Annotated in this window: 15 protein-coding genes; 8 read left to right on the top strand and 7 right to left on the bottom strand. The window is 58.9% G+C overall.

Features of this window, described 5'->3' with window-relative positions:
- Positions 1-69: 69 nt before the first annotated feature.
- Positions 70-468 (top strand): NINE protein, encoded by a 399-nt coding sequence (locus EA797_RS01795; protein WP_122163482.1) that lies wholly within the window; start codon positions 70-72, stop codon positions 466-468.
- A gap of 52 nt (positions 469-520) precedes the next feature.
- Here EA797_RS01795 and EA797_RS01800 read toward each other — a convergent pair whose 3' ends face one another.
- The 7 genes from EA797_RS01800 to gshB form a co-directional block, all read right to left on the bottom strand.
- Entirely contained in the window at positions 521-1792 is a 1272-nt protein-coding gene (locus EA797_RS01800) for a dihydroorotase (protein WP_122163483.1), read from the bottom strand.
- Positions 1792-2808, bottom strand: coding sequence for an aspartate carbamoyltransferase catalytic subunit (locus EA797_RS01805; RefSeq protein WP_122163484.1), 1017 nt, complete (start codon positions 2806-2808; stop codon positions 1792-1794). The genes EA797_RS01800 and EA797_RS01805 overlap by 1 nt, the downstream gene beginning before the upstream one ends.
- A gap of 10 nt (positions 2809-2818) precedes the next feature.
- Positions 2819-3331, bottom strand: coding sequence for a bifunctional pyr operon transcriptional regulator/uracil phosphoribosyltransferase PyrR (gene pyrR / locus EA797_RS01810; RefSeq protein ID WP_122163485.1), 513 nt, complete (start codon positions 3329-3331; stop codon positions 2819-2821).
- Positions 3332-3351: 20 nt separating this feature from the next.
- Complete coding sequence (gene ruvX / locus EA797_RS01815; RefSeq protein WP_122163486.1) at positions 3352-3780, bottom strand: Holliday junction resolvase RuvX; 429 nt, start codon at positions 3778-3780, stop codon at positions 3352-3354.
- Positions 3777-4346 (bottom strand): YqgE/AlgH family protein, encoded by a 570-nt coding sequence (locus EA797_RS01820; RefSeq protein ID WP_122163487.1) that lies wholly within the window; start codon positions 4344-4346, stop codon positions 3777-3779. Before EA797_RS01820 ends, ruvX begins: the two co-directional genes overlap by 4 nt.
- A gap of 86 nt (positions 4347-4432) precedes the next feature.
- A complete protein-coding gene (locus EA797_RS01825) occupies positions 4433-5329 on the bottom strand; it encodes an energy transducer TonB (protein ID WP_122163488.1) in 897 nt (298 codons plus the stop codon).
- Between the two features lie 175 nt (positions 5330-5504).
- Positions 5505-6467 (bottom strand): glutathione synthase, encoded by a 963-nt coding sequence (gshB, locus tag EA797_RS01830; RefSeq protein ID WP_122163489.1) that lies wholly within the window; start codon positions 6465-6467, stop codon positions 5505-5507.
- Between the two features lie 238 nt (positions 6468-6705).
- On the opposite strand from gshB, the gene pilG reads away from it, so the two are divergent.
- The 7 genes from pilG (at position 6706) to EA797_RS01865 (ending at position 19451) form a co-directional block, all read left to right on the top strand.
- Complete coding sequence (gene pilG / locus EA797_RS01835; RefSeq protein WP_122163490.1) at positions 6706-7113, top strand: twitching motility response regulator PilG; 408 nt, start codon at positions 6706-6708, stop codon at positions 7111-7113.
- A 45-nt stretch (positions 7114-7158) separates the two neighbouring features.
- Entirely contained in the window at positions 7159-7524 is a 366-nt protein-coding gene (gene pilH / locus EA797_RS01840; protein ID WP_045163991.1) for a twitching motility response regulator PilH, read from the top strand.
- A gap of 38 nt (positions 7525-7562) precedes the next feature.
- Positions 7563-8099 carry a chemotaxis protein CheW gene (locus EA797_RS01845; RefSeq protein WP_122163491.1) on the top strand — a complete coding sequence of 179 codons (537 nt, stop codon included), beginning with the start codon at positions 7563-7565 and terminating at the stop codon, positions 8097-8099.
- A gap of 79 nt (positions 8100-8178) precedes the next feature.
- Positions 8179-10227 carry a methyl-accepting chemotaxis protein gene (locus EA797_RS01850; protein ID WP_122163492.1) on the top strand — a complete coding sequence of 683 codons (2049 nt, stop codon included), beginning with the start codon at positions 8179-8181 and terminating at the stop codon, positions 10225-10227.
- 56 nt (positions 10228-10283) lie between these two features.
- Entirely contained in the window at positions 10284-11153 is an 870-nt protein-coding gene (locus EA797_RS01855; protein WP_122164647.1) for a CheR family methyltransferase, read from the top strand.
- An 11-nt stretch (positions 11154-11164) separates the two neighbouring features.
- Positions 11165-18412 carry an Hpt domain-containing protein gene (locus tag EA797_RS01860; RefSeq protein WP_122164648.1) on the top strand — a complete coding sequence of 2416 codons (7248 nt, stop codon included), beginning with the start codon at positions 11165-11167 and terminating at the stop codon, positions 18410-18412.
- Positions 18405-19451, top strand: coding sequence for a chemotaxis protein CheB (locus EA797_RS01865; protein WP_122163493.1), 1047 nt, complete (start codon positions 18405-18407; stop codon positions 19449-19451). The genes EA797_RS01860 and EA797_RS01865 overlap by 8 nt, the downstream gene beginning before the upstream one ends.

Below are 19451 nucleotides of genomic sequence, written 5' to 3' on the forward strand. Positions count from 1 at the left end.
CGGCGGAAGGTCTGTCGAGCAGTAATCGGATATTCGAACGCGTCACCTAAACCTGTCAGCGAGGCTCAGATGCAGCAGAACACCCATAGCACCCTTATCGGCTACCTTTTGTGGATCTTTGGATTTCTCGGGTCCCACCGCTTTTACTACGGCAAGCCTATAACCGGCACCATCTGGTTCTTCACGCTTGGCTTGTTCTTCATCGGTTGGATCATTGATCTGTTTCTGATCCCCTCCATGGATCGTCAGGCCGATATGCGATTCCAACCAGGACCGATCGATTACACGGTCGCCTGGATCCTGCTGACATTCCTAGGGGTGTTTGGCATACACCGGATGTATCAGGGCAAATGGATTACAGGACTGATCTATCTATGCACTGGCGGGCTGTTCTTTGTGGGCGTCCTTTACGATTTCTGGACGCTCAACAGTCAGGTCTCGATGCGCAACATGGAAAAAACCTACTGAGTCGGGCCAGGCAGCCGCTCGCAGGAATGACTGCGAGCGGTCTGCTCCAGATTTAGGCTTGGAAGGCTATTCGTCCGTCGACCAGCGTGTAGCGTACCGCGCCTGGCAGGCAATGCCCGATGAAGGGGCAGTTTCTACCCTTCGAATGCCACTGTTCTCCAGCAAGTGTGGAGCTTTGCGGATCGAATAGGACGAGGTCTGCCGAATCGCCCACTCCTAGGCGGCCAGCCGGAAGCTTGAGTGCTGCGGCAGGCCCGGTCGTCAAGCGAGCAAGCAAGGTTGGCAGGTCAAGCAGGCCGTCTTCCACCAGCGTCAGTGCCAGAGGCAGCAGGATCTCGGCGCTGCTGATCCCCGGCTCTGTTTCGCCGAACGGCGCCAGTTTGGCATCGGCCTCGTGGGGCTGATGATGGCTGGTAATGACCGAGATGACCCCCGACCGCACGGCTTCACGCAACCCGTCGCGATCAGCCGGGCTGCGCAGCGGCGGTTGCACGTGGTAGAGGCTGGAAAAGCCATGCAGGGCTTCGTCGGTGAGAATCAGCTGATACATCGCGACGTCAGCTGTGACGGGCAGGCCGCGCGCCTGGGCATCGGCAATCATCTGGGCGCCACGCGCCGTGGTGAGCTGGCTGAAATGAGCGCGGACGCCGCTCTGCTCGACGAGCAGAAGGTTGCGCGCCAGCGCTATGGTTTCGGCTGTTTCGGGGATCCCGGCAAGTCCCAGAAACGCTGCTGCAGGGCCTTCGTGGGCCAGCCCGCCCGCTGCCAGATCGGCGTCCTGAGAGTGGATCACGACCGTAAGGTCGAAGGTCGCTGCGTATTCCAACGCCCGGCCCAGGTTGCGGTTGCTGGCGAAATTGGTCAGCCCATTGCCGAAGGCGACGCAGCCAGCATCGCGCAGGGCAACTAGCTCGGCGAGCTGTTCACCCTTCAGGCCTCGGCTCAACGCTCCGATCGGGAAGACCTTGGCATGACCTGATTCACGGGCTCGGTCGAGGATCAGCTCTGCGACTGCTGCGGTATCCAGCACCGGCTTGGTGTCGGGTGAACAGCAAAGGCTGGTGATTCCGCCGGCCGCTGCAGCGAGCGTCTCGCTGGCGATGGTGCCTTTGCGGCTGTAACCAGGCTCGCGAAGGGCAACCGAAAGATCGACCAGCCCCGGGGCTGCAACAAGCCCTACGGCATTGATGCTATGGGCCGCGGTGAAACCTGCTGGGGCGTCGCCGATCCCTACGATTTTGCCGTCCTGGCAGTAAAGGTCGGTTACATCGTCTCGTCCGCTGGCAGGGTCGATCAGGCGGGCGCCGAGGATTCGTGTAGGCATCAATTCTGCTCCTCGGCAGCATATTCCTGTTCGAGCTGACGCTGTGCGGTCTGTCCGCTCATGGCCATGGAGAGCACCGCCATACGTATCGCGATGCCATAGGTCACTTGATTCAGGATGACTGAATGAGGGCCGTCCGCGACGGCAGATTCAATTTCCACTCCGCGATTGATCGGCCCCGGGTGCATCACGATGGCGTCCGGCTTGGTAAGCGTCATGCGCTGTGTAGTCAGGCCGTACAGGCGATAGAACTCACTCTCGCTGGGAAGGAGGCCGCCTTGCATGCGCTCGCGCTGCAGGCGCAGCATGATCACGACATCCACGCCGCGCAGGCCCTCGTCCATGTCGTTGTGAACGCTGACCCCGTATTGCTTCAGGCCGACCGGCAGCAAGGTTTTTGGGCCGATAACGCGAATATCCGGACACCCGAGTGTTTTCAGCGCGAGCATGTTGGAACGCGCCACACGCGAATGCAGGATGTCGCCGACGATGGCCACCGAGAGCTTTTCAAAATCGCCTTTATGGCGACGGATCGTGAGCATGTCGAGCATGCCCTGTGTCGGGTGGGCATGTCGTCCATCGCCGCCGTTGATGACCGCCACCTCGGGGCAGACATGTTCGGCTATGAAGTGCGCTGCGCCGGAGTCGGCGTGGCGAACCACAAACATGTCCGCAGCCATCGCCTCGAGATTGCGCAAAGTGTCGGTAAGGGTTTCCCCTTTACTTGTGGAGGAGGTCGATACATTCAGCGTGATCACGTCAGCCGACAGCCGTTTGGCTGCCAGCTCGAATGTAGTGCGGGTTCGGGTGGAGTTCTCGAAGAAGACGTTGCAAACCGTTTTGCCGCGCAGTAAAGGGACCTTCTTTACTGCTCTGGCACCAACTTCAAGAAACGAGTCGGCGGTGTCCAGTATTTCGGTAAGCAGCGCACGTGGCAGCCCGTCCAGCGACAGGAAGTGGCGCAGCTGACCGTTATCGTTGAGCTGCAGTGGGCGCTTGGCGTCTGTTGGCGTCATCGCAAGGATCTCAATTGGCGGAGGCGAGGGACTGGAGTTCGAGTGCCAGCGGTGCCGGGCCGAGCAGCTTCACCCGTTGGTCCGGAGCCAGGGAGAGTGTCGCGCCGACCACGTCTGGCCGGATCGGCAGTTCACGGGCGTTCAGATCCAGCAGGCAAACCAGGCTGACGGTGGCAGGGCGACCGTAGTCGAACAGCTCATTGAGTGCGGCACGAATGGTACGCCCACTCATCAGTACATCGTCGATCAGCACCAGGTGCTGGCCCTCGATTTCGAAAGGTAGAGCTGATGGGCGAACCTGGGGGTGCAGGCCATTCTGTGTGAAATCGTCTCGATAGAAGGATACGTCCAGTATCCCGAGAGGCTCGTGCTTTCCGCGCAGTTCCATTAGCGTCTGAGCAACCCAGACGCCACCTGTGTGGATGCCAATGAAACGTGGGTCGGAGATACTGTGACTGCTCAGATGCTGTTCCAATGCCGCGGCCATCTCGGGCAGCAGCAGTTCGGGGTTAGGCAGGGTCATCATTTCTCCTTTGGGTGACATCAGGTGATCGATTGAGCGGTCAGCCAACCTTCCAGTAACAGAGCTGCAGCGAGGGCATCGACGGGGCGCTCTCGATAGCCTCCATGCTGGCCGCCGCGCATGCGTTCGCCCTTTGCTTCATAGGTGGTCAGCCGTTCGTCGTGGGTGTGAACAGGAAGGTTGAATCGACCGTTCAGGCGGCGGGCGAATTTTTCTGCGCGCGCGCTCATTTCGCTAGGGGTGCCGTCCATGTTCAATGGCAGGCCGACAACTAGCGCATCTGGCTGCCATTCGCTTAGCAGCTTTTCGATTTGAGACCAGTCCGGCACGCCATTTTGAGCTTTGAGAACGCAAAGCTCACGAGCCTGGCCTGTGACGGCCTGGCCAACGGCGACCCCGATCTGCTTGGTCCCGTAGTCAAAGCCGAGGAGTAGGCGAAGACCGCTCATGCGTGGCCGACCTGGCTGCTGAGTAGTCTGAGATCGACACCGAGCGATGCAGCGGCTGCAGTGAGACGTTGATCTGCAGGCATATCGAAAAGGATGTGCGGCTGCGCAGGGCAGCTCAGCCAGGCGTTCTCAATCAATTCGGTCTCGAGTTGCCCAGCCTCCCAGCCTGCATAGCCGAGTGCAATGAAGTGCTGGTGCGGACCATAACCGTCGGCTATGGCAAAAAGTATGTCCTGTGAGGTGGTTACCCCTAGCGGGCCAAGATCGACCGTCGCCTGAAACTGTGCGTCAGACGGATGCAAAACGAAACCTCTGTCGGTGTGGACCGGCCCTCCGGAGAAGATCGGGAGGTGCTGACGGTCCAGTGCTACCGGTTCATCCGGCCGTAGCTGGTCGAGAACGTCGGCCAGGTTAAGTCCACTCGGGCGATTGACGATGAGGCCCATTGCACCGTCCCGGTTATGCTCGACCAGATAAATCAGCGTCTGCGCAAAATTGGGGTCCGCCATGTGCGGCATGGCGATCAGGAAATGATGCTTGAGGTAGCTGGGCGAGGGTGCGTTCATGGCTGCTAGCTTAAGCGCTGCAGGCCGGTGCGTGAAGCCGCCTGCACCGCCTTGTTATCCAGCGGAGGCGGCCAGATGTGTTCGAGTCAGCGGCTGGACAATCGATCGCCGCGCTCGAACCGCCAGGTTCTGATGATCTCAACCTGATCGAAGTTCTGAGCGAGTTCTCCGGAGAATGGTGCAAAGGGCGCCGCAAGCCGGACGATGCGCATTGCCGCTTCGTCGAGCACCGTATGCCCAGAAGACTCCAGCACGCGAAGCTCTTGAACCGTGCCGTTGCGGTCGATGACCACCAGCATCCGGAGGCTGCCGTAGATGCGTTGTCTGCGGGCTTCGTCCGGGTAGTTGAGGTTGCCTATGCGCTCGACCTTCTTGCGCCATTCGTCACGGTACCAGGCACTGATGTCGCGCATGGTCGCTGCGCTGTTCTGGCGACTGACACGAGGACGTTTCGCGTATTGCTCGACTTGCTGCGCGAGTTCGGCCTCCAGGCTGGCGATCTCCGAACTGAGCTGTGAGCTGTCGTAGACCGGAGCCGGCTGCGCTTGCGGCTGAAGCTTGTCCTTCTGGGATTTCACCGGGGTCTTGTCCGGTTGTGGCGCCCTGGTCGACACAGCTGTCTTCGGCGCTTCGCTAGGGCTGCTAGGGGGCGGAGATGATGCCGGAGTTACCTTGCGAACCTGAGTGTCCTGAAATGGCGCTTGCTCTGTTGTCTTGGGTGAGGCTTTGTGTTCCAGCGTACCGCTGCCTTGCTGATTGTCCTGCGCCAGGAAGTCAGCGTCCTTGGGCTTGTCTTCGCTTTTGAATGTAGAAAGGGTTATCTCCAGCGACTTGCTGGTTTGCTTCGGCTCTGAAAGCGTGAAGCCGAGGCCGAGAATGAGGGCGCCATGGATTGCGGCTGCGAGAAATATCGTAAAGCCGAGACGATCCGCCGGACGAACGCCGGTATGGGCAGGAGTGGGTTGGCGAGTAGCGGCGTTCATCGCATTTCAGTCGGCTCGAAGTGCGCGCAGTCTGCCCAGCGTGACTGTAAAAGTCTATGAACCAGGCGACAGCTTTGGTGCTTCGGTATGACGATACATCTTGAGCGTGCGCAGCTGATGGTGAAGCGTGGTGAGCCAGGCGAAGCGGCTGAAAAGAATTCCAGCCGGCGTCTCGTCAAGCCTCAGGGCGGTTCGTCAGCTTCGCGGCGATGGCATCCATGAGGCGCTCGCCGATACGCGTGTCGAAGGCATTGTCGATCTCTCGGATGCAAGTTGGACTGGTAATGTTGATTTCAGTAAGGAAATCCCCGATCACGTCCAGTCCGACGAATAGCAGGCCTCGCTCGCGCAGTTCCGGGCCAACGGCGGCAGCGATTGCCCTGTCATGCTCGGAAAGCGGTTGCGCAACCCCGCGGCCTCCGGCTGCAAGATTTCCGCGCGTTTCGCCTGCCGCCGGTATGCGCGCCAGGCAATAGGGTACCGCCTCGCCGTCGATCATCAGGATTCGTTTATCGCCATCCTTGATGGCGGGGACATACCGTTGCGCCATGATCTGGCGACTGCCGTGTTCGGTCAGCACTTCGAGAATCACGGAAAGGTTGGGATCGCCTTCACGGTGGCGAAAAATCGAAGCGCCGCCCATTTCGTCCAGCGGTTTGAGAATGATGTCACGATGCTCGCGAGCAAACTCCCGCAGAATGTCGGACCGCCGACTGACCAGCGTTGGTGGCGTGAATTGCGGGAATCGAGTGGCGAAAAATTTCTCGTTGCAGTCGCGAAGGCTCTGCGGCCGATTCACAACGAGCGTGCCGGCCTGTTCGGCAAGCTCCAATAGATAGGTGGCGTAGACATACTCGCTGTTGAATGGTGGATCCTTGCGCATCAGGATCACGTCGAGATCAGCCAGTGCGCTATCCGTCTCTTCGCCGGTTTCGTACCAGCGCTGGGTGTCGTTATAGACCTTGAGTGGGCGCATGCGCGCGCGCGCTTGGCCGCCGAGCTGGTAAAGGTCTCGCTGCTCCATGTAGAGCAGCGTCCAGCCGCGGGCCTGGGCTGCTAGAAGCATGGCCAGGGAGCTGTCCTTCTTGAAGGCGATCTGCGCGATTGGATCCATGATGATCCCGACGCGAACAGTCATGTTGTGTTCTCCAGCGATGGGGCAGAACGGAGCTGCCGAGGACGTGAAATGTCGATGCAGATTGGCCGCGGTTGTGCGCTGGGTCAAGGAAAATTCCCCTGCTCCGGCAGCAGATAGCTTGCACTTGAGTAGTGTGCTAAAAAGGTCCGGCGATTGGGTGCAGCCCATCGATGGCAGGGCCTCCAGGCACACTGACATAACGATAAACTACGACTCACCGAGGCGATGGTAGGGCGAAATGGAACAGCACTCCGAGGGCTTGAAGGTCATGGTGATCGACGATTCGAAAACGATTCGTCGCACTGCTGAAACGCTGCTGAAGAAAGTAGGTTGTGATGTGATCACGGCAGTAGATGGCTTCGATGCGCTCGCCAAGATCGCGGATAGTCACCCGCGCATCATTTTCGTCGATATCATGATGCCCAGGCTGGATGGCTATCAGACCTGCGCATTGATCAAGAACAACAGTTCTTTCAAATCCACCCCGGTGATCATGCTGTCCTCTAAGGACGGACTGTTCGACAAGGCCAAGGGGAGGATCGTGGGGTCTGATCAATACCTGACCAAGCCTTTCAGCAAAGAAGAGTTGCTCGGCGCGATCAAGGCCCATGTGCCTGATTTCACGCCAGTAGAGCAAGTATCCTGAAGTTCGGCCCCTGAGTGCCGCTGAAGTCTTTCCCACGGAGTAACCATGGCTCGCGTTCTGATAGTTGATGACTCGCCTACCGAGATGTACAAGCTGACGGCCATGCTTGAAAAGCATGGTCATGTCGTTCTCAAGGCTGAAAACGGTGCCGACGGTGTTGCCCTCGCCCGCCAGGAAAAACCCGATGCGGTTTTGATGGATATCGTCATGCCGGGCCTGAACGGGTTTCAGGCCACTCGCCAGCTGACTAAAGATGCTGAAACCAGTCACATTCCGGTGATCATTGTGACCACCAAGGACCAGGAAACCGATAAGGTCTGGGGCAAGCGTCAAGGTGCTAAAGATTACCTGACCAAGCCGGTGGACGAAGCGACGTTGCTAAAGACCCTGAGCGCTGTGCTCGCCGGCTAATCGGCAATTTCGATATTCGGACTAGGGAAGTTGCCAGCATGTCGGATACGCCTACGCCTTTTCAGCGACTTTTACAGATTGACGCTCGCTGCCGGGCATTGGCCGCTGGGCTGCCTTCGCAGCAAGAGGCCATTCAAACCTGGGCTGGGATAGGTTTCCGGATGGGGGGCAGATTGTTTGTCGCCCCAATGGGTGAGGTCGGCGAGATATTGCACGAGCCGCGCTATACCTTGTTACCCGGAGTGAAGTCATGGGTGAAAGGCGTTGCAAACGTCCGTGGCAGATTATTACCAGTCATGGATTTGTGCGGTTATTTGGGGTTGGAGCTTTCACCATTGCGCAAGCAGCGCAGGGTGCTGGTGGTTGACCATCAGGACGTGTTTGCAGGGTTGACGGTCGACGAGGTGTTCGGCATGCAGCATTTCCCGGTCGATGCCTTTTCCGAGCAGGTGCCTCCGGTCGAGGCTTCGATTCAGCCTTTCATTCATGGTGTATTTCAGCGTGAGCAGCCTTGGCTGGTTTTCAGCCCGCACGCGCTTGCCGCTCACCAGACTTTTCTGGATGTGGCGTACTGATTTAGGTGAGGTCGGCTGATGCCGGCCTTTTGGTTCTTGGAAGGAAATGTACGGGTGGTCCAGGCGGGGGCCGGGAAAAATGAAAAGACTTAACGCGAATGCACTACTGGCAGGGGTACGTAGCAATACGTTGATCGCCGGGCTCTTTATCCTTCTGATCGTGTCCATGGTGCTGTTGTTCGTGAACTTTGCGTACATCAATACCCAGGCCGACTATGACAACGAATACATTGGACACGCGGGGGAGCTGCGAGTTCTATCTCAGCGGATCGCGAAGAACGCCGTGGAAGCGGCTGCTGGTACGCCAGAGGCATTCGACTCGCTGAAAGATGCTCGTAACGACTTCAGTGAGCGCTGGGGATATCTTTCCGGTGGAGACGAGCGCATCGGCTTGCCAGCGGTGCCTGAGTCGCTGCAGGCTGAAGTGGCTGCCGTTCAGCAGGACTGGGATACGCTGAGGCAGAACACCGACGCCATCCTCGCGAGCGAGCAGACAGTATTGTCGTTGCACCAGGTTGCCGCCACCCTTGCCGAAACTATTCCGCAGCTTCAGGTGGAGTACGAGGAAGTTGTCGATATTCTGCTGGAGAGTGGTGCGCCTGCCGCCCAGGTTTCCGTCGCTCAGCGCCAATCCTTGCTGGCCGAGCGTATTTTGGGTTCGGTTAACAAGGTGCTGTCCGGAGACCAGGATTCGGTACAGGCCGCTGACATGTTCGGCCGTGATGCCAGCTTGTTCGGTCGCGTCCTCAGCGCAATGCTCGAAGGCAACGAAGCCATGGGCATCAGCCGTGTAAACGATGCCGAAGCGCTCGATCGTCTGGCCGCCATTTCCGAACTGTTCCAGTTCGTTTCCGGCTCCGTGGACGAGATTCTCGAGACTTCGCCAGAGCTGTTCCAGGTACGCGAGTCGTCGAACAGCATCTTCGAGGTTTCACAGACGCTGCTCGACAAGACGTCGGCGTTGACCCAGGGGCTGCAGAGCCGAGCTGATGCACGTTACATCAATGCACTGGCCGGATACGTTCTGGGTGCTTTGGCGCTGGCCTCGATCCTGCTTATCGGTTTGGTCATGGTTCAGGAAACGCGCCGCCGGTTGAGTGAGACAGCGGAAAAGAACGAGCGTAACCAGACAGCAATTCTGCGTCTGCTGGACGAAATTGGCGACCTTGCTGATGGTGACCTTACAGTGGCCGCAACGGTAACCGAAGATTTCACCGGCGCCATCGCTGACTCGATCAACTACTCCATCGACCAACTGCGCGATCTGGTCGAAACGATCAACCAGACTGCAGTACAGGTGTCGGGAGCTGCCCAGGAAACCCAGGCCACCGCTATGCATCTTGCTGAGGCTTCCGAACACCAGGCCCAGGAAATTGCAGGAGCCTCCGCGGCGATCAATGAAATGGCCGTGTCGATCGACCAGGTATCTGCAAACGCGGCCGAGTCGTCGGCGGTAGCAGAACGCTCCGTTGCGATTGCCAACAAGGGTAACGAGGTGGTGCACAACACCATCACCGGCATGGATAACATTCGGGAACAGATCCAGGACACCTCCAAGCGAATCAAGCGTCTCGGTGAATCGTCTCAGGAGATCGGTGACATCGTCAGCCTCATTAACGACATTGCCGACCAGACCAACATCCTTGCACTGAATGCTGCGATCCAAGCTTCCATGGCCGGTGACGCTGGTCGTGGCTTCGCAGTGGTAGCGGACGAGGTTCAGCGCCTCGCAGAACGCTCATCCGCTGCGACCAAACAGATCGAGGCGCTGGTTAAGACCATTCAGACCGACACCAACGAGGCGGTCATCTCGATGGAGCAGACCACTTCGGAAGTGGTGCGTGGTGCACGTCTGGCGCAGGATGCGGGTGTAGCACTGGAAGAGATCGAGAAGGTATCGAAGAGCCTCGCAGCGCTCATCCAGAACATCTCCAACGCGGCACGTCAGCAGGCATCGTCGGCGGGCCACATCTCTAACACGATGAACGTCATTCAGGAGATCACCTCGCAAACCTCCTCGGGCACCACTGCTACCGCGAAAAGCATTGGTAATCTCGCGAAGATGGCCAACGAGATGCGTCATTCGGTGTCCGGCTTTACCTTGCCGGATACGCAGGACCAGGCTTGATTGAGCACGGCGGCTGGTAACGGCTGCCGTGGAAGTTCATGAGCAAGGGGCAGGACATGCAGCCAGGCGTTGAGTGGGCACTTAGACCCTTGGCTGAAATGTCGTCGGCGGAATTTAGCGAGTGGCAGGCCTTACTGGAAGAACGTTCTGGCATGGTCGTTACCGAGCAGCGGCGTTCGTTCTTGCAGGCCAACCTGAGTAGCCGGATGCGCGAGGTCGGTGCGGCAGATTATTCCAGCTATTACCGTCAGGTCACCGATGGGGTTCGTGGCGCTGTGGAATGGTCGACTCTGATGGATCGGCTGACCGTACAAGAGACACGTTTTTTCCGTCATCCACCTTCGTTCGCGCTGCTGTCCAGCTATATGCAACAACGTTGTGAGTCTCGCCAGGTCGATAAACCCTGGTCGCTGTGGAGTGTCGGCTGCGCGAGTGGCGAAGAAACATATTCGTTGGCGATCTCCGCAGCCGAGGTGCTTCAACGCTTTGGTGGCGAAGCGCAGCAGTTCGGAGTGATTGGCACCGATATCAGCCTTAGTGCGTTGAGTCGCTCTCGTGATGGTCACTACAGTTCCCGAAGGCTCGAGCAGCTGAACCCCGAGTTACGTGAGCGTTATTTTCAACCGGGGCCGGATGACCGACTCCAAGTGATATCCAGTCTGGCTGCACGGGTGTGCTTTGCCAGGCTTAACGTGCTGGAGCTGGCCGGTGCGCCAATGTCCGATATGGACGTCATTTTTTGTCAGAACCTGTTGATCTACTTTCGTCGCTGGCGTCGCCGCGAAATCCTCAATCGCCTAGCCGAGCGGCTGGCACCGGGGGGGTTGCTGGTGATCGGTGCAGGTGAGGTGGTCGGCTGGCAGCATCCGGATCTGACTCCGGTTGCTGATAGTCAGGTTCTGGCCTTTACCCGGAAATGTTTATGAGCGGAGTCGCTATGGGTGATCGGCACGATTATGTCGCCCTGGAGTGGGTGAAGGGCGAGATTGCCGAAACGCTTAAGCAGGCGCGGCAGGCCCTGGAAGCGTTCGTCGAAAACCCGCAAGACTCGACGCGGATGCGCTTCTGCATGACTTACGTCCATCAGGTGCACGGCACCTTGCAGATGGTCGAATTCTACGGCGCTGCGTTGCTCGCGGAAGAAATGGAACAGCTCGCCCGGGCGCTTCTAGAGGATAATGTCGCTAGCCAGTCTGAAGCGCTTGAAGTGCTCATGCAGGCCATTCTGCAGATGCCCGTATATCTGGATCGCATCCAGAGCGCCCGTCGCGATCTCCCCATGGTTGTATTGCCGCTGCTAAATGACCTGCGCGCGGCCCGTGGGGAGAAGCTGTTGTCGGAAACCAGCCTGTTCTCCCCCAACATGTCGTCACGGACTCCCGCGCTATCGGGGGAGTTTCTGGCGCAGCGGCAGACCGCGGATCTTCCCGGACTGCTCCGCAAGCTACGGCAGATGCTTCAGGTTGCGTTGGTTGGCGTTATCCGTAATCAAGACATGGCCACCAACCTTGGTTACATGGCCCGGGTTTTTGCGCGTCTTGAGATGCTCTGCAAGGATGCGCCACTGGGCGCGCTATGGCAGGTTGCGTCCGGCGTAGTCGAGGGGCTCGCCAGTGGGGCCGTGGCCAATAGCACCACGGTCAAGAACCTGTTGCGCCAGGTGGATAAGGAGCTGAAGCGGCTCGTCACCCAGGGGGCCGAGGGAATCAACCAGGCAGCCCCTGACGAACTGACGAAAAATCTGCTCTTCTACGTGGCGAAGGCGCCCACCCAGTCGCCGCGTATCCAGGCGTTGAAGGCCGAATACAGCCTGGATGAAGCGCTGCCTGACAGCACCGTGGTCGATGAGGAGCGCGCCCAGCTAGCCGGGCCTGATCGTGGCGCCATGCGCTCGGTTGTCGCTGCACTGTGCGAAGAATTGGTAAGGGTAAAAGACAGTCTGGACCTTTTCGTTCGTAGCGACCGTATGGGCTTCGCGGAGCTTGCAGCGCTTCAGCCGCCGCTCAAGCAGATTGCCGACACGCTTGCTGTGCTGGGGTTTGGACAACCGCGACGCATTATCCTTGACCAGATCAGCTTGGTCGAAACTCTGGCGACCGGTCAGCAGCAGCCCGACGACGCGGCGTTGATGGATGTTGCCGGTGCATTGTTGTATGTCGAGGCTACTCTGGCAGGGATGGTGGGCGGTACTACCGAGGAGCGCAGCGAGGAAAGTCATCTTCCGACTACCGACGTTGCGCAAATCCATCGCCTGGTCATCCGTGAGGCGCGTACCGGTCTCGAACAGGCCAAGGACGCAATCATCGAATTCATTGCCTCCCAATGGAATCACCAGCATCTCGCTCGTGTACCGGAACTCCTGACCCAATCCCGGGGCGGTCTTGCGATGGTTCCGCTGGCGCGTGCTGCAGGCTTGCTAGATGCCTGCAACCGCTATATCCAGGAACAGCTGCTCGATAAGCAGGCAATTCCTGACTGGCAAAGTTTGGATACCCTGGCCGACGCGATAACCAGCGTCGAATACTATCTCGAGCGCCTCAGTGAAGACTGCGGGTCGCAAGGTGATCTTATCCTCGATGTCGCAGAGGAAAGCTTGCAAGCCTTGGGTTACCCCCTAGGTGGCCAGCCGACATCCGACAGTGAAGCATCCCTCGCCGATACGGATGTCCAACTATGCGATCCGCTTGATGAAATCGAAGTGCTGCTGCCGGAGCTCGAACCGGTCTCCGCAAACGCAACTGAGTCTGTGCAGTTTTCTGGCCCAGAAGAAGTCGCCCCAGTAGATCCGTCTGACCTGCCTGATGCTGAAATAACAGTAGATTTGGGCGACGACCTGCTCGTTGAACCCGTTGATCAGGTAGACGAGTTCCAGGCGGCCGAATGGCCTGGCGAAGCGCTTGAGCTTTCAGAGCCGGAGGCTGTGCCAGAATCGGCTGGCGAACCTGAAGAGTTAGCAACTCTCGCCGAAGAGCTGCCAGTTGAAGATTCGCTCAGCTACGCAGTGGACTGGAGCGAAGCTGAAATGGCCGAGCTCGACATGCCAGAGGTATCGCTCCCTGAGCCGATGGAGCAGCCGGCTGCCAGCGAGCCTGCCTTGACGTTGGAAGATGTCATGGCCACGCCTGTCGTCTCGATCAACCCACCAGCGCGTGATGTTCCACCTAGCATTCTGCCCCCGCCTGCCGACGAAGAGCCCGTCGACGACGACCTGCTTGAAGTTTTCATCGAGGAAGCGGCTGAGGTTCTCGAAACCATTGGTGAATTCCTGCCTCGGTGGTGCCTGGATACTTCCGACAAGGGTTCTCTTGGCGAGGTTCGCCGAGCCTTTCATACGCTTAAGGGCAGCGGGCGCATGGTGCGAGCGCTGGTCATCGGCGAACTCGCCTGGTCGGTTGAAAATCTGCTCAATCGAGTACTTGATCGGAGTATCGAGCCGAGTGATCCGGTCAAGAGCCTAATCAATGATGTAGTCGCATTGATGCCCTCGCTGGTCGAGGAGTTTGCAGCCAAGGCGCAGCGTCAACGTGATGATGTTGATCGTCTGGCTGCCAATGCCCATGCATTGGCCAAGGGGCTGCCGACAGATCCCGATCCGCGGGGCGGTGTCGAGCCCGAGAAGCCAGTTCAGGAAGAGCCGGCAGAGGACGTCATGGATCCTCAGTTGCTTGAGATCTTCCGTAACGAAGCCGAATCACATCTGTCGGCTCTGGTAGATTTCCTCGCCGATTGCGCCCAGCGTCTTCCGCAGCCCGTCACTGATTCCCTGCAGCGTGCTCTGCATACCCTTAAGGGGAGCGCGCACATGGCCGGGATACTGCCGATGGCAGAGATCGCCACGCCGCTTGAGAAGATGGTCAAGGAGTTCAAGGCCAATCTGATACCTATGGATCTAGCCGAGGCAGAGCTTCTGCATGGCGCTGAACAGCTCCTGCGTCGAGGGATGGAGAACCTGGACCATCAACCGCTAGCGCCCATCGAGGGCGCCGACGAGCTCATTGCACGAGTTCATGCGCTGCACGATGCCCGTCTGGCTCATGCGGGCGAGCGTAGCGAAAGCGAGCTTGGCGAGCCGCGCGACCCCGGGATGATTTCGCTGTTTCTGTCGGAAGGCATGAACATCCTGCTGGACGCCGAAGACCTCTTGCATAGCTGGCGGGAACACCCGGCAGAGCGTCAGGAGCTCACGGCCCTCCTGGAGGAACTGACCACGCTCGGTCTCGGCGCTCAGATGGCTGATCTGCCTCAGATCGACGCGCTGTGCCAGGTTCTGCTGAAACTTTATGCGGTCGTGCAGGAAGGTCGCCTTGCAGTCAGTGGGCGCTTTTTCGATGACGTCGAGCAGGGACATGAAGCGCTGGTCGGGATGATGGATCAGGTTGCGGCCGGGCTTCAGGTTACCGGCCAACCAGAGCTGGTAGAGCGTCTTGAAGAACTCCTGGCCGAGGCACTCGATCCATTGTCCTTCGAGTTGCCGGTCGATGATCCGCAAGCTGAGATGGTTAGCGCTGGTGCCGCTGAGGCCTTCGATACTATCGTTGAAGCCGAAGCCGAAGCCGAAGCCGAAGCCGAAGCCGAAGCCGAAGCCGAAGCCTGGTCGATCGAAAGCACTCAAGAGCAGGTTGAGCTGAATGATCTAGACGAAGAAATGGTCGAGATTTTTCTCGACGAGGCCGTCGATCTTCTCGAAAGTGCGGGCGCTGCACTGGATCGCTGGCTGAACGATCCGTCCAACCAGTTGGCGCTTTCGGCGCTGTTGCGTGACTTGCACACCCTCAAGGGCGGGGCACGGATGGCTGAAATCCGGCCGATCGGTGATCTGTCTCACGAGCTGGAAACTCTTTATGAAGGGTTGTCAGACGGCCGTTACACGCATACCGATGATCTGGCGGCACTTCTGTTGCGCAGCCATGATCAGCTCGCTGTCCAGCTCGAGCAGCTACAGGCTCACCGGCCAATGGATCCTGCAGCTAAGTTGATCGCTCTCATAAAGGCCTACCGTCAAGGTGGCAATCCGGTCTTCGAGAACCATGCTGCGGTGCCTGATGATCTGATACTTGCACATGACGATACGCCGTCTGCCGTAGACGCTGTTGAATCCTATGAGTTACAGAGCTCGATTGATGAGACGTCGGTTTCTCTCGACGTAGATGTGCAGACCGAGTTCGAAACAAATACAGCGGATGAGCTTGATCCGGACGAGCTTGAAGATGACGTGCCGAGCGAGGTAACACTTAGCTCGGCCGAGTTCCTTGATCAAGACACGGCTCAGCTTGCAGATAGTACCGATGACCTCGAGCAAGCCGATGCCTCCAGTGCGCAAGTGCAGTCAGCGATGGCAGATACGGCGCCAGACGAGACCGGCGGTTTTGATACCCGAGATCCAGAGCTGGTAGAGATTTTTCTGGAAGAAGGCTTCGACATCATGGAGCGTGCGAGCGCTTCGCTTCAGCGCTGGGTTGATGATGTCGACAACAGTTTCGAGATCGAAGCGCTCCAACGGGATCTGCATACGCTCAAGGGCGGTGCGCGAATGGCTGACATTCGCGAAATCGGTGATCTTGCCCATGAGTTGGAGTTCCTCTATGAGGGGCTATGCGCAGGTAGCTATCGGGCCAGCCCGATGTTGTTCGGGCTGTTGCAGACATGCCACGACCGGCTGGCAGCAATGCTTGACGCAGTGCGGGACAACCGCGAGCTTCCCGGCGGTGAGGATCTGATCGCAACCATCAGGCACTTTCGAGCGAATCCGGACGAACAGCTGAGCATGCCCAGCAGCGTTGCCTTGAAGGCCGCGCAGGACGCCGCACAGGATTCGGCCGAAGCGGAGATTCTGGACATCTTCGTCGAAGAGGCTGATGACCTGCTTGAGGATATGGAGGCCGCCTTGGGGCGGTGGGAAGCCACGCGTGATGGCGCGGGCCCTCTCGTCGACATGATGCGTGTATTGCATACGCTGAAAGGCGGCGCCCGCCTGGCGGCCCAGGGCCGTCTTGGAGACATGGCCCACGATCTTGAGCAGCGTCTGGGTGAAGCCCAAATGCAAGGTGGGGCATGGACCGACAGCCTGTTCCTGGATGTTCAGGGTGGGTACGACGCACTGCTCAAGGAAGTCGAGTCGATGCGCTCGCGGCTGGCAACCGAGCCGCAAGACGAATCCATCGATCAGGAGCCGAACGAGCCTGTTTCGGAGGCGCCGGCCGTGTCCTCCGTGATTGAGCTTGAGACGCCAATCGTGGCGGCTAGCGTTCAATCCCCAACGGCAAATACCCCCGCCAAGGTGCTGCCCTTCATCCGTCGTGCCGAGCAGGCAGCGCTGGATGCGGCCTCTCGACGGGCGCCGCAAGAGTTGGTCAAGGTGCCTGCTGATCTTCTGGAGGGGTTGGTCAACCTGGCAGGGGAAACGTCGATTTTCCGCGGGCGAGTCGAGCAGCAAGTTAGTGATGTCGGCTTTACCCTCGGGGAAATGGAGGCCACGATCGAGCGGGTGCGTGACCAGTTGCGGCGTCTGGACACCGAGACCCAGGCGCAGATTCTCAGCCGCTACCAGGCTGAGGCAGAGCGCGCGGGATACGACGATTTCGATCCATTGGAGATGGACCGCCACTCTCAGCTTCAGCAACTTTCGCGCGCCTTGTTCGAATCGGCGTCTGACCTTCTGGACCTCAAGGAAACGCTCGCGGCGCGCAACCGTGACGCGGAAACGCTGTTGCTACAGCAGGCTCGGGTTAACACGGAGCTTCAGGAAGGCCTCATGCGCACGCGCATGGTGCCGTTCGATCGTCTTGTGCCGCGCTTGCGCCGGATCGTTCGTCAGGTCGCTAGTGAGCTGGGCAAGCAGGTCGAGTTTCATGTCGGCAACGCTACTGGGGAGATGGACCGTAGCGTGCTGGAACGCATCGTTGCGCCGCTTGAACATATGCTGCGCAATGCGGTGGACCACGGCATCGAAGCGACGGCTACACGAGTGGCGTCAGGCAAGCCCGAACAGGGCAACATCCGCCTGGACTTGAGCCGTGAAGGCGGGGACATCGTTCTGGCATTGAGCGATGACGGGGCGGGGATCAATCTGCAAGCCGTTCGCCGCAAAGCGGTCGAGCGCGGGTTGATGCTGCCCGGCAGTGATCTGTCGGACCATGAGGTGCTGCAGTTCATCCTCGAGGCCGGATTCTCGACAGCCGAGAAGGTCACCCAGATTTCCGGCCGCGGGGTGGGAATGGACGTGGTGCATTCCGAGGTCAAGCAGCTTGGCGGTTCGATGAGCATCGAGTCGACGCTTGGCGCTGGTACGCGTTTCTTGATCCGCTTGCCGTTCACCGTGTCGGTCAACCGTGCTCTGATGGTCTACTCGGGCGAGGATCTTTACGCGATCCCTTTGAATACCATTGAGGGTATCGTCCGGGTCTCGCCATACGAATTGGAGGCCTACTATCAGCCTGGCGCTTCTCGCTTCGAGTATGCGGGCCAGACCTATGAGCTGCGTTATCTTGGCGAGCTGCTGAACAATGGACAACGGCCAAAGCTGGTTGGCCAGAGCTTGCCTCTTCCGGTGATCCTCGTACGATCCAACGAGCACAGCGTGGCGGTGCAGGTCGATAGCCTTGCCGGCTCGCGTGAAATCGTGGTGAAGAGCCTCGGCCCACAATTTGCCACAGTACCCGGGATTTCCGGCGCCACCATTCTTGGTGACGGCCGTGTGGTGGTAATTCTCGATCTGCTCGCAACCATTCGCGTGCTGCACGCACATCTGCTCACACAGCAGCAACCGTTGCGCCTGCTTGGTCATGAAGAGCCCGCCGAAGTTGAAGTCGATCGACCGACACTTGTCATGGTGGTGGATGACTCGGTAACGGTTCGCAAGGTGACCAGCCGTTTGCTCGAGCGCAACGGTATGAACGTGCTGACAGCCAAGGATGGTGTCGACGCAATTACTCAGCTGCAGGAGCGCAAGCCGGACGTCATGCTTCTGGACATCGAAATGCCCCGCATGGACGGCTTCGAAGTCGCAACTCTCGTTCGTCATGACGAGCATCTGAAGGGTCTGCCGATCATCATGATTACCTCGCGGACCGGCGAGAAGCACCGAGATCGGGCGATGTCCATCGGTGTGAACGAATACCTCGGAAAACCCTACCAGGAGTCGCTGCTGCTGGAGACGATTCAACAACTGGTCAAACGCCATGAGTGATGTCGTTGCGGCTCGCATTGGAGTGATCGCCGATACATCGTTACAGCGTCACGTGCTGCAACAAGCTCTGACGGCAAACGGCTATACCGTTGTGCTCAACAGTGATCCCGCTCGGCTTGAAGAGGCCGATCTGGCAGCGATGGATGCCGATCTCTGGCTGGTTGATCTGGCCCAGACAGAGGATTCGCCGCTGGTCAATGCACTACTCGAACGTGACGCCTGCCCGGTACTGTTTGGAGAAGGGCATGCTCCCGAGCGGCATTCGGAGCATTATCCGCGCTGGGAGCGGCGCATGTTTGGCAAGCTAAAGCGTCTGGTTGGCGACCCGTCCAAAGTGGTCGGCCCCCGGCTTGAGGTGCTCAAGGCAGATGCTGAGCGCTCGACGCGTCTTGAGCTGCCCGGTGCGTTTTCCAACGCTGGTTCCGTTGATGGCGAACCGGCTCGTGAGGTCTGGCTATTGGCGGCTTCGCTGGGCGGGCCTGAGGCCGTCAAGGCATTTCTCGATGCGCTACCGCTCGGGTTGCCGGTTGGCTTCGTTTACGCGCAGCACATCGAGGCGAGCTTCGAGTCGGCATTGTCGCAGGCGGTAGGGCGGCACAGTCAGTGGAGCGTCAACCCGGCCCGGGCGAATGATTCGATACGCTGTGGGGAGGTTGTTGTCGCACCCATCAGTCAGGAGATGGGCTTCGACAAGGATGGCTCCATGCTGCTCCACGGGCGAGGCTGGCCAGAACCGTATAGTCCGTCCATCGACCAGATGATGCTCAACCTTGCTCAGCAGTTCGGTAACCGTTGTGGCGTCATTGCTTTCAGCGGCATGGGCAGCGACGGCAACGCGGCTGCTGCTTATGTATTGCGACAGGGCGCCAAAGTCTGGACTCAACGTGCTGACTCCTGCGTTTGTTCGAGCATGCCAGACAGCCTGAGGGAGGGTGGTTACAGCTCAGTCAGCGGCGATCCTCGCGAGCTAGCCCAGGCCCTGGTCAATCATTTTCTGCAGCGGGCCAGTACTCCTGTTGCCGCCTTGCAAACGGAATAA

Origin of the sequence: Stutzerimonas zhaodongensis (genome assembly GCF_003696365.1) — a bacterium.
GTDB lineage: Bacteria > Pseudomonadota > Gammaproteobacteria > Pseudomonadales > Pseudomonadaceae > Stutzerimonas > Stutzerimonas zhaodongensis.

What these genes read in the sequence shown, in the direction of transcription:
- EA797_RS01795 (WP_122163482.1), top strand. Translation starts at nt 70, where the DNA reads ATGCAGCAGAACACCCATAGCACCCTTATCGGCTACCTTTTGTGGATC.
- EA797_RS01800 (WP_122163483.1), bottom strand. Translation starts at nt 1,792, where the DNA reads ATGCCTACACGAATCCTCGGCGCCCGCCTGATCGACCCTGCCAGCGGA.
- EA797_RS01805 (WP_122163484.1), bottom strand. Translation starts at nt 2,808, where the DNA reads ATGACGCCAACAGACGCCAAGCGCCCACTGCAGCTCAACGATAACGGT.
- pyrR (WP_122163485.1), bottom strand. Translation starts at nt 3,331, where the DNA reads ATGACCCTGCCTAACCCCGAACTGCTGCTGCCCGAGATGGCCGCGGCA.
- ruvX (WP_122163486.1), bottom strand. Translation starts at nt 3,780, where the DNA reads ATGAGCGGTCTTCGCCTACTCCTCGGCTTTGACTACGGGACCAAGCAG.
- EA797_RS01820 (WP_122163487.1), bottom strand. Translation starts at nt 4,346, where the DNA reads ATGAACGCACCCTCGCCCAGCTACCTCAAGCATCATTTCCTGATCGCC.
- EA797_RS01825 (WP_122163488.1), bottom strand. Translation starts at nt 5,329, where the DNA reads ATGAACGCCGCTACTCGCCAACCCACTCCTGCCCATACCGGCGTTCGT.
- gshB (WP_122163489.1), bottom strand. Translation starts at nt 6,467, where the DNA reads ATGACTGTTCGCGTCGGGATCATCATGGATCCAATCGCGCAGATCGCC.
- pilG (WP_122163490.1), top strand. Translation starts at nt 6,706, where the DNA reads ATGGAACAGCACTCCGAGGGCTTGAAGGTCATGGTGATCGACGATTCG.
- pilH (WP_045163991.1), top strand. Translation starts at nt 7,159, where the DNA reads ATGGCTCGCGTTCTGATAGTTGATGACTCGCCTACCGAGATGTACAAG.
- EA797_RS01845 (WP_122163491.1), top strand. Translation starts at nt 7,563, where the DNA reads ATGTCGGATACGCCTACGCCTTTTCAGCGACTTTTACAGATTGACGCT.
- EA797_RS01850 (WP_122163492.1), top strand. Translation starts at nt 8,179, where the DNA reads ATGAAAAGACTTAACGCGAATGCACTACTGGCAGGGGTACGTAGCAAT.
- EA797_RS01855 (WP_122164647.1), top strand. Translation starts at nt 10,284, where the DNA reads ATGCAGCCAGGCGTTGAGTGGGCACTTAGACCCTTGGCTGAAATGTCG.
- EA797_RS01860 (WP_122164648.1), top strand. Translation starts at nt 11,165, where the DNA reads ATGGGTGATCGGCACGATTATGTCGCCCTGGAGTGGGTGAAGGGCGAG.
- EA797_RS01865 (WP_122163493.1), top strand. Translation starts at nt 18,405, where the DNA reads ATGAGTGATGTCGTTGCGGCTCGCATTGGAGTGATCGCCGATACATCG.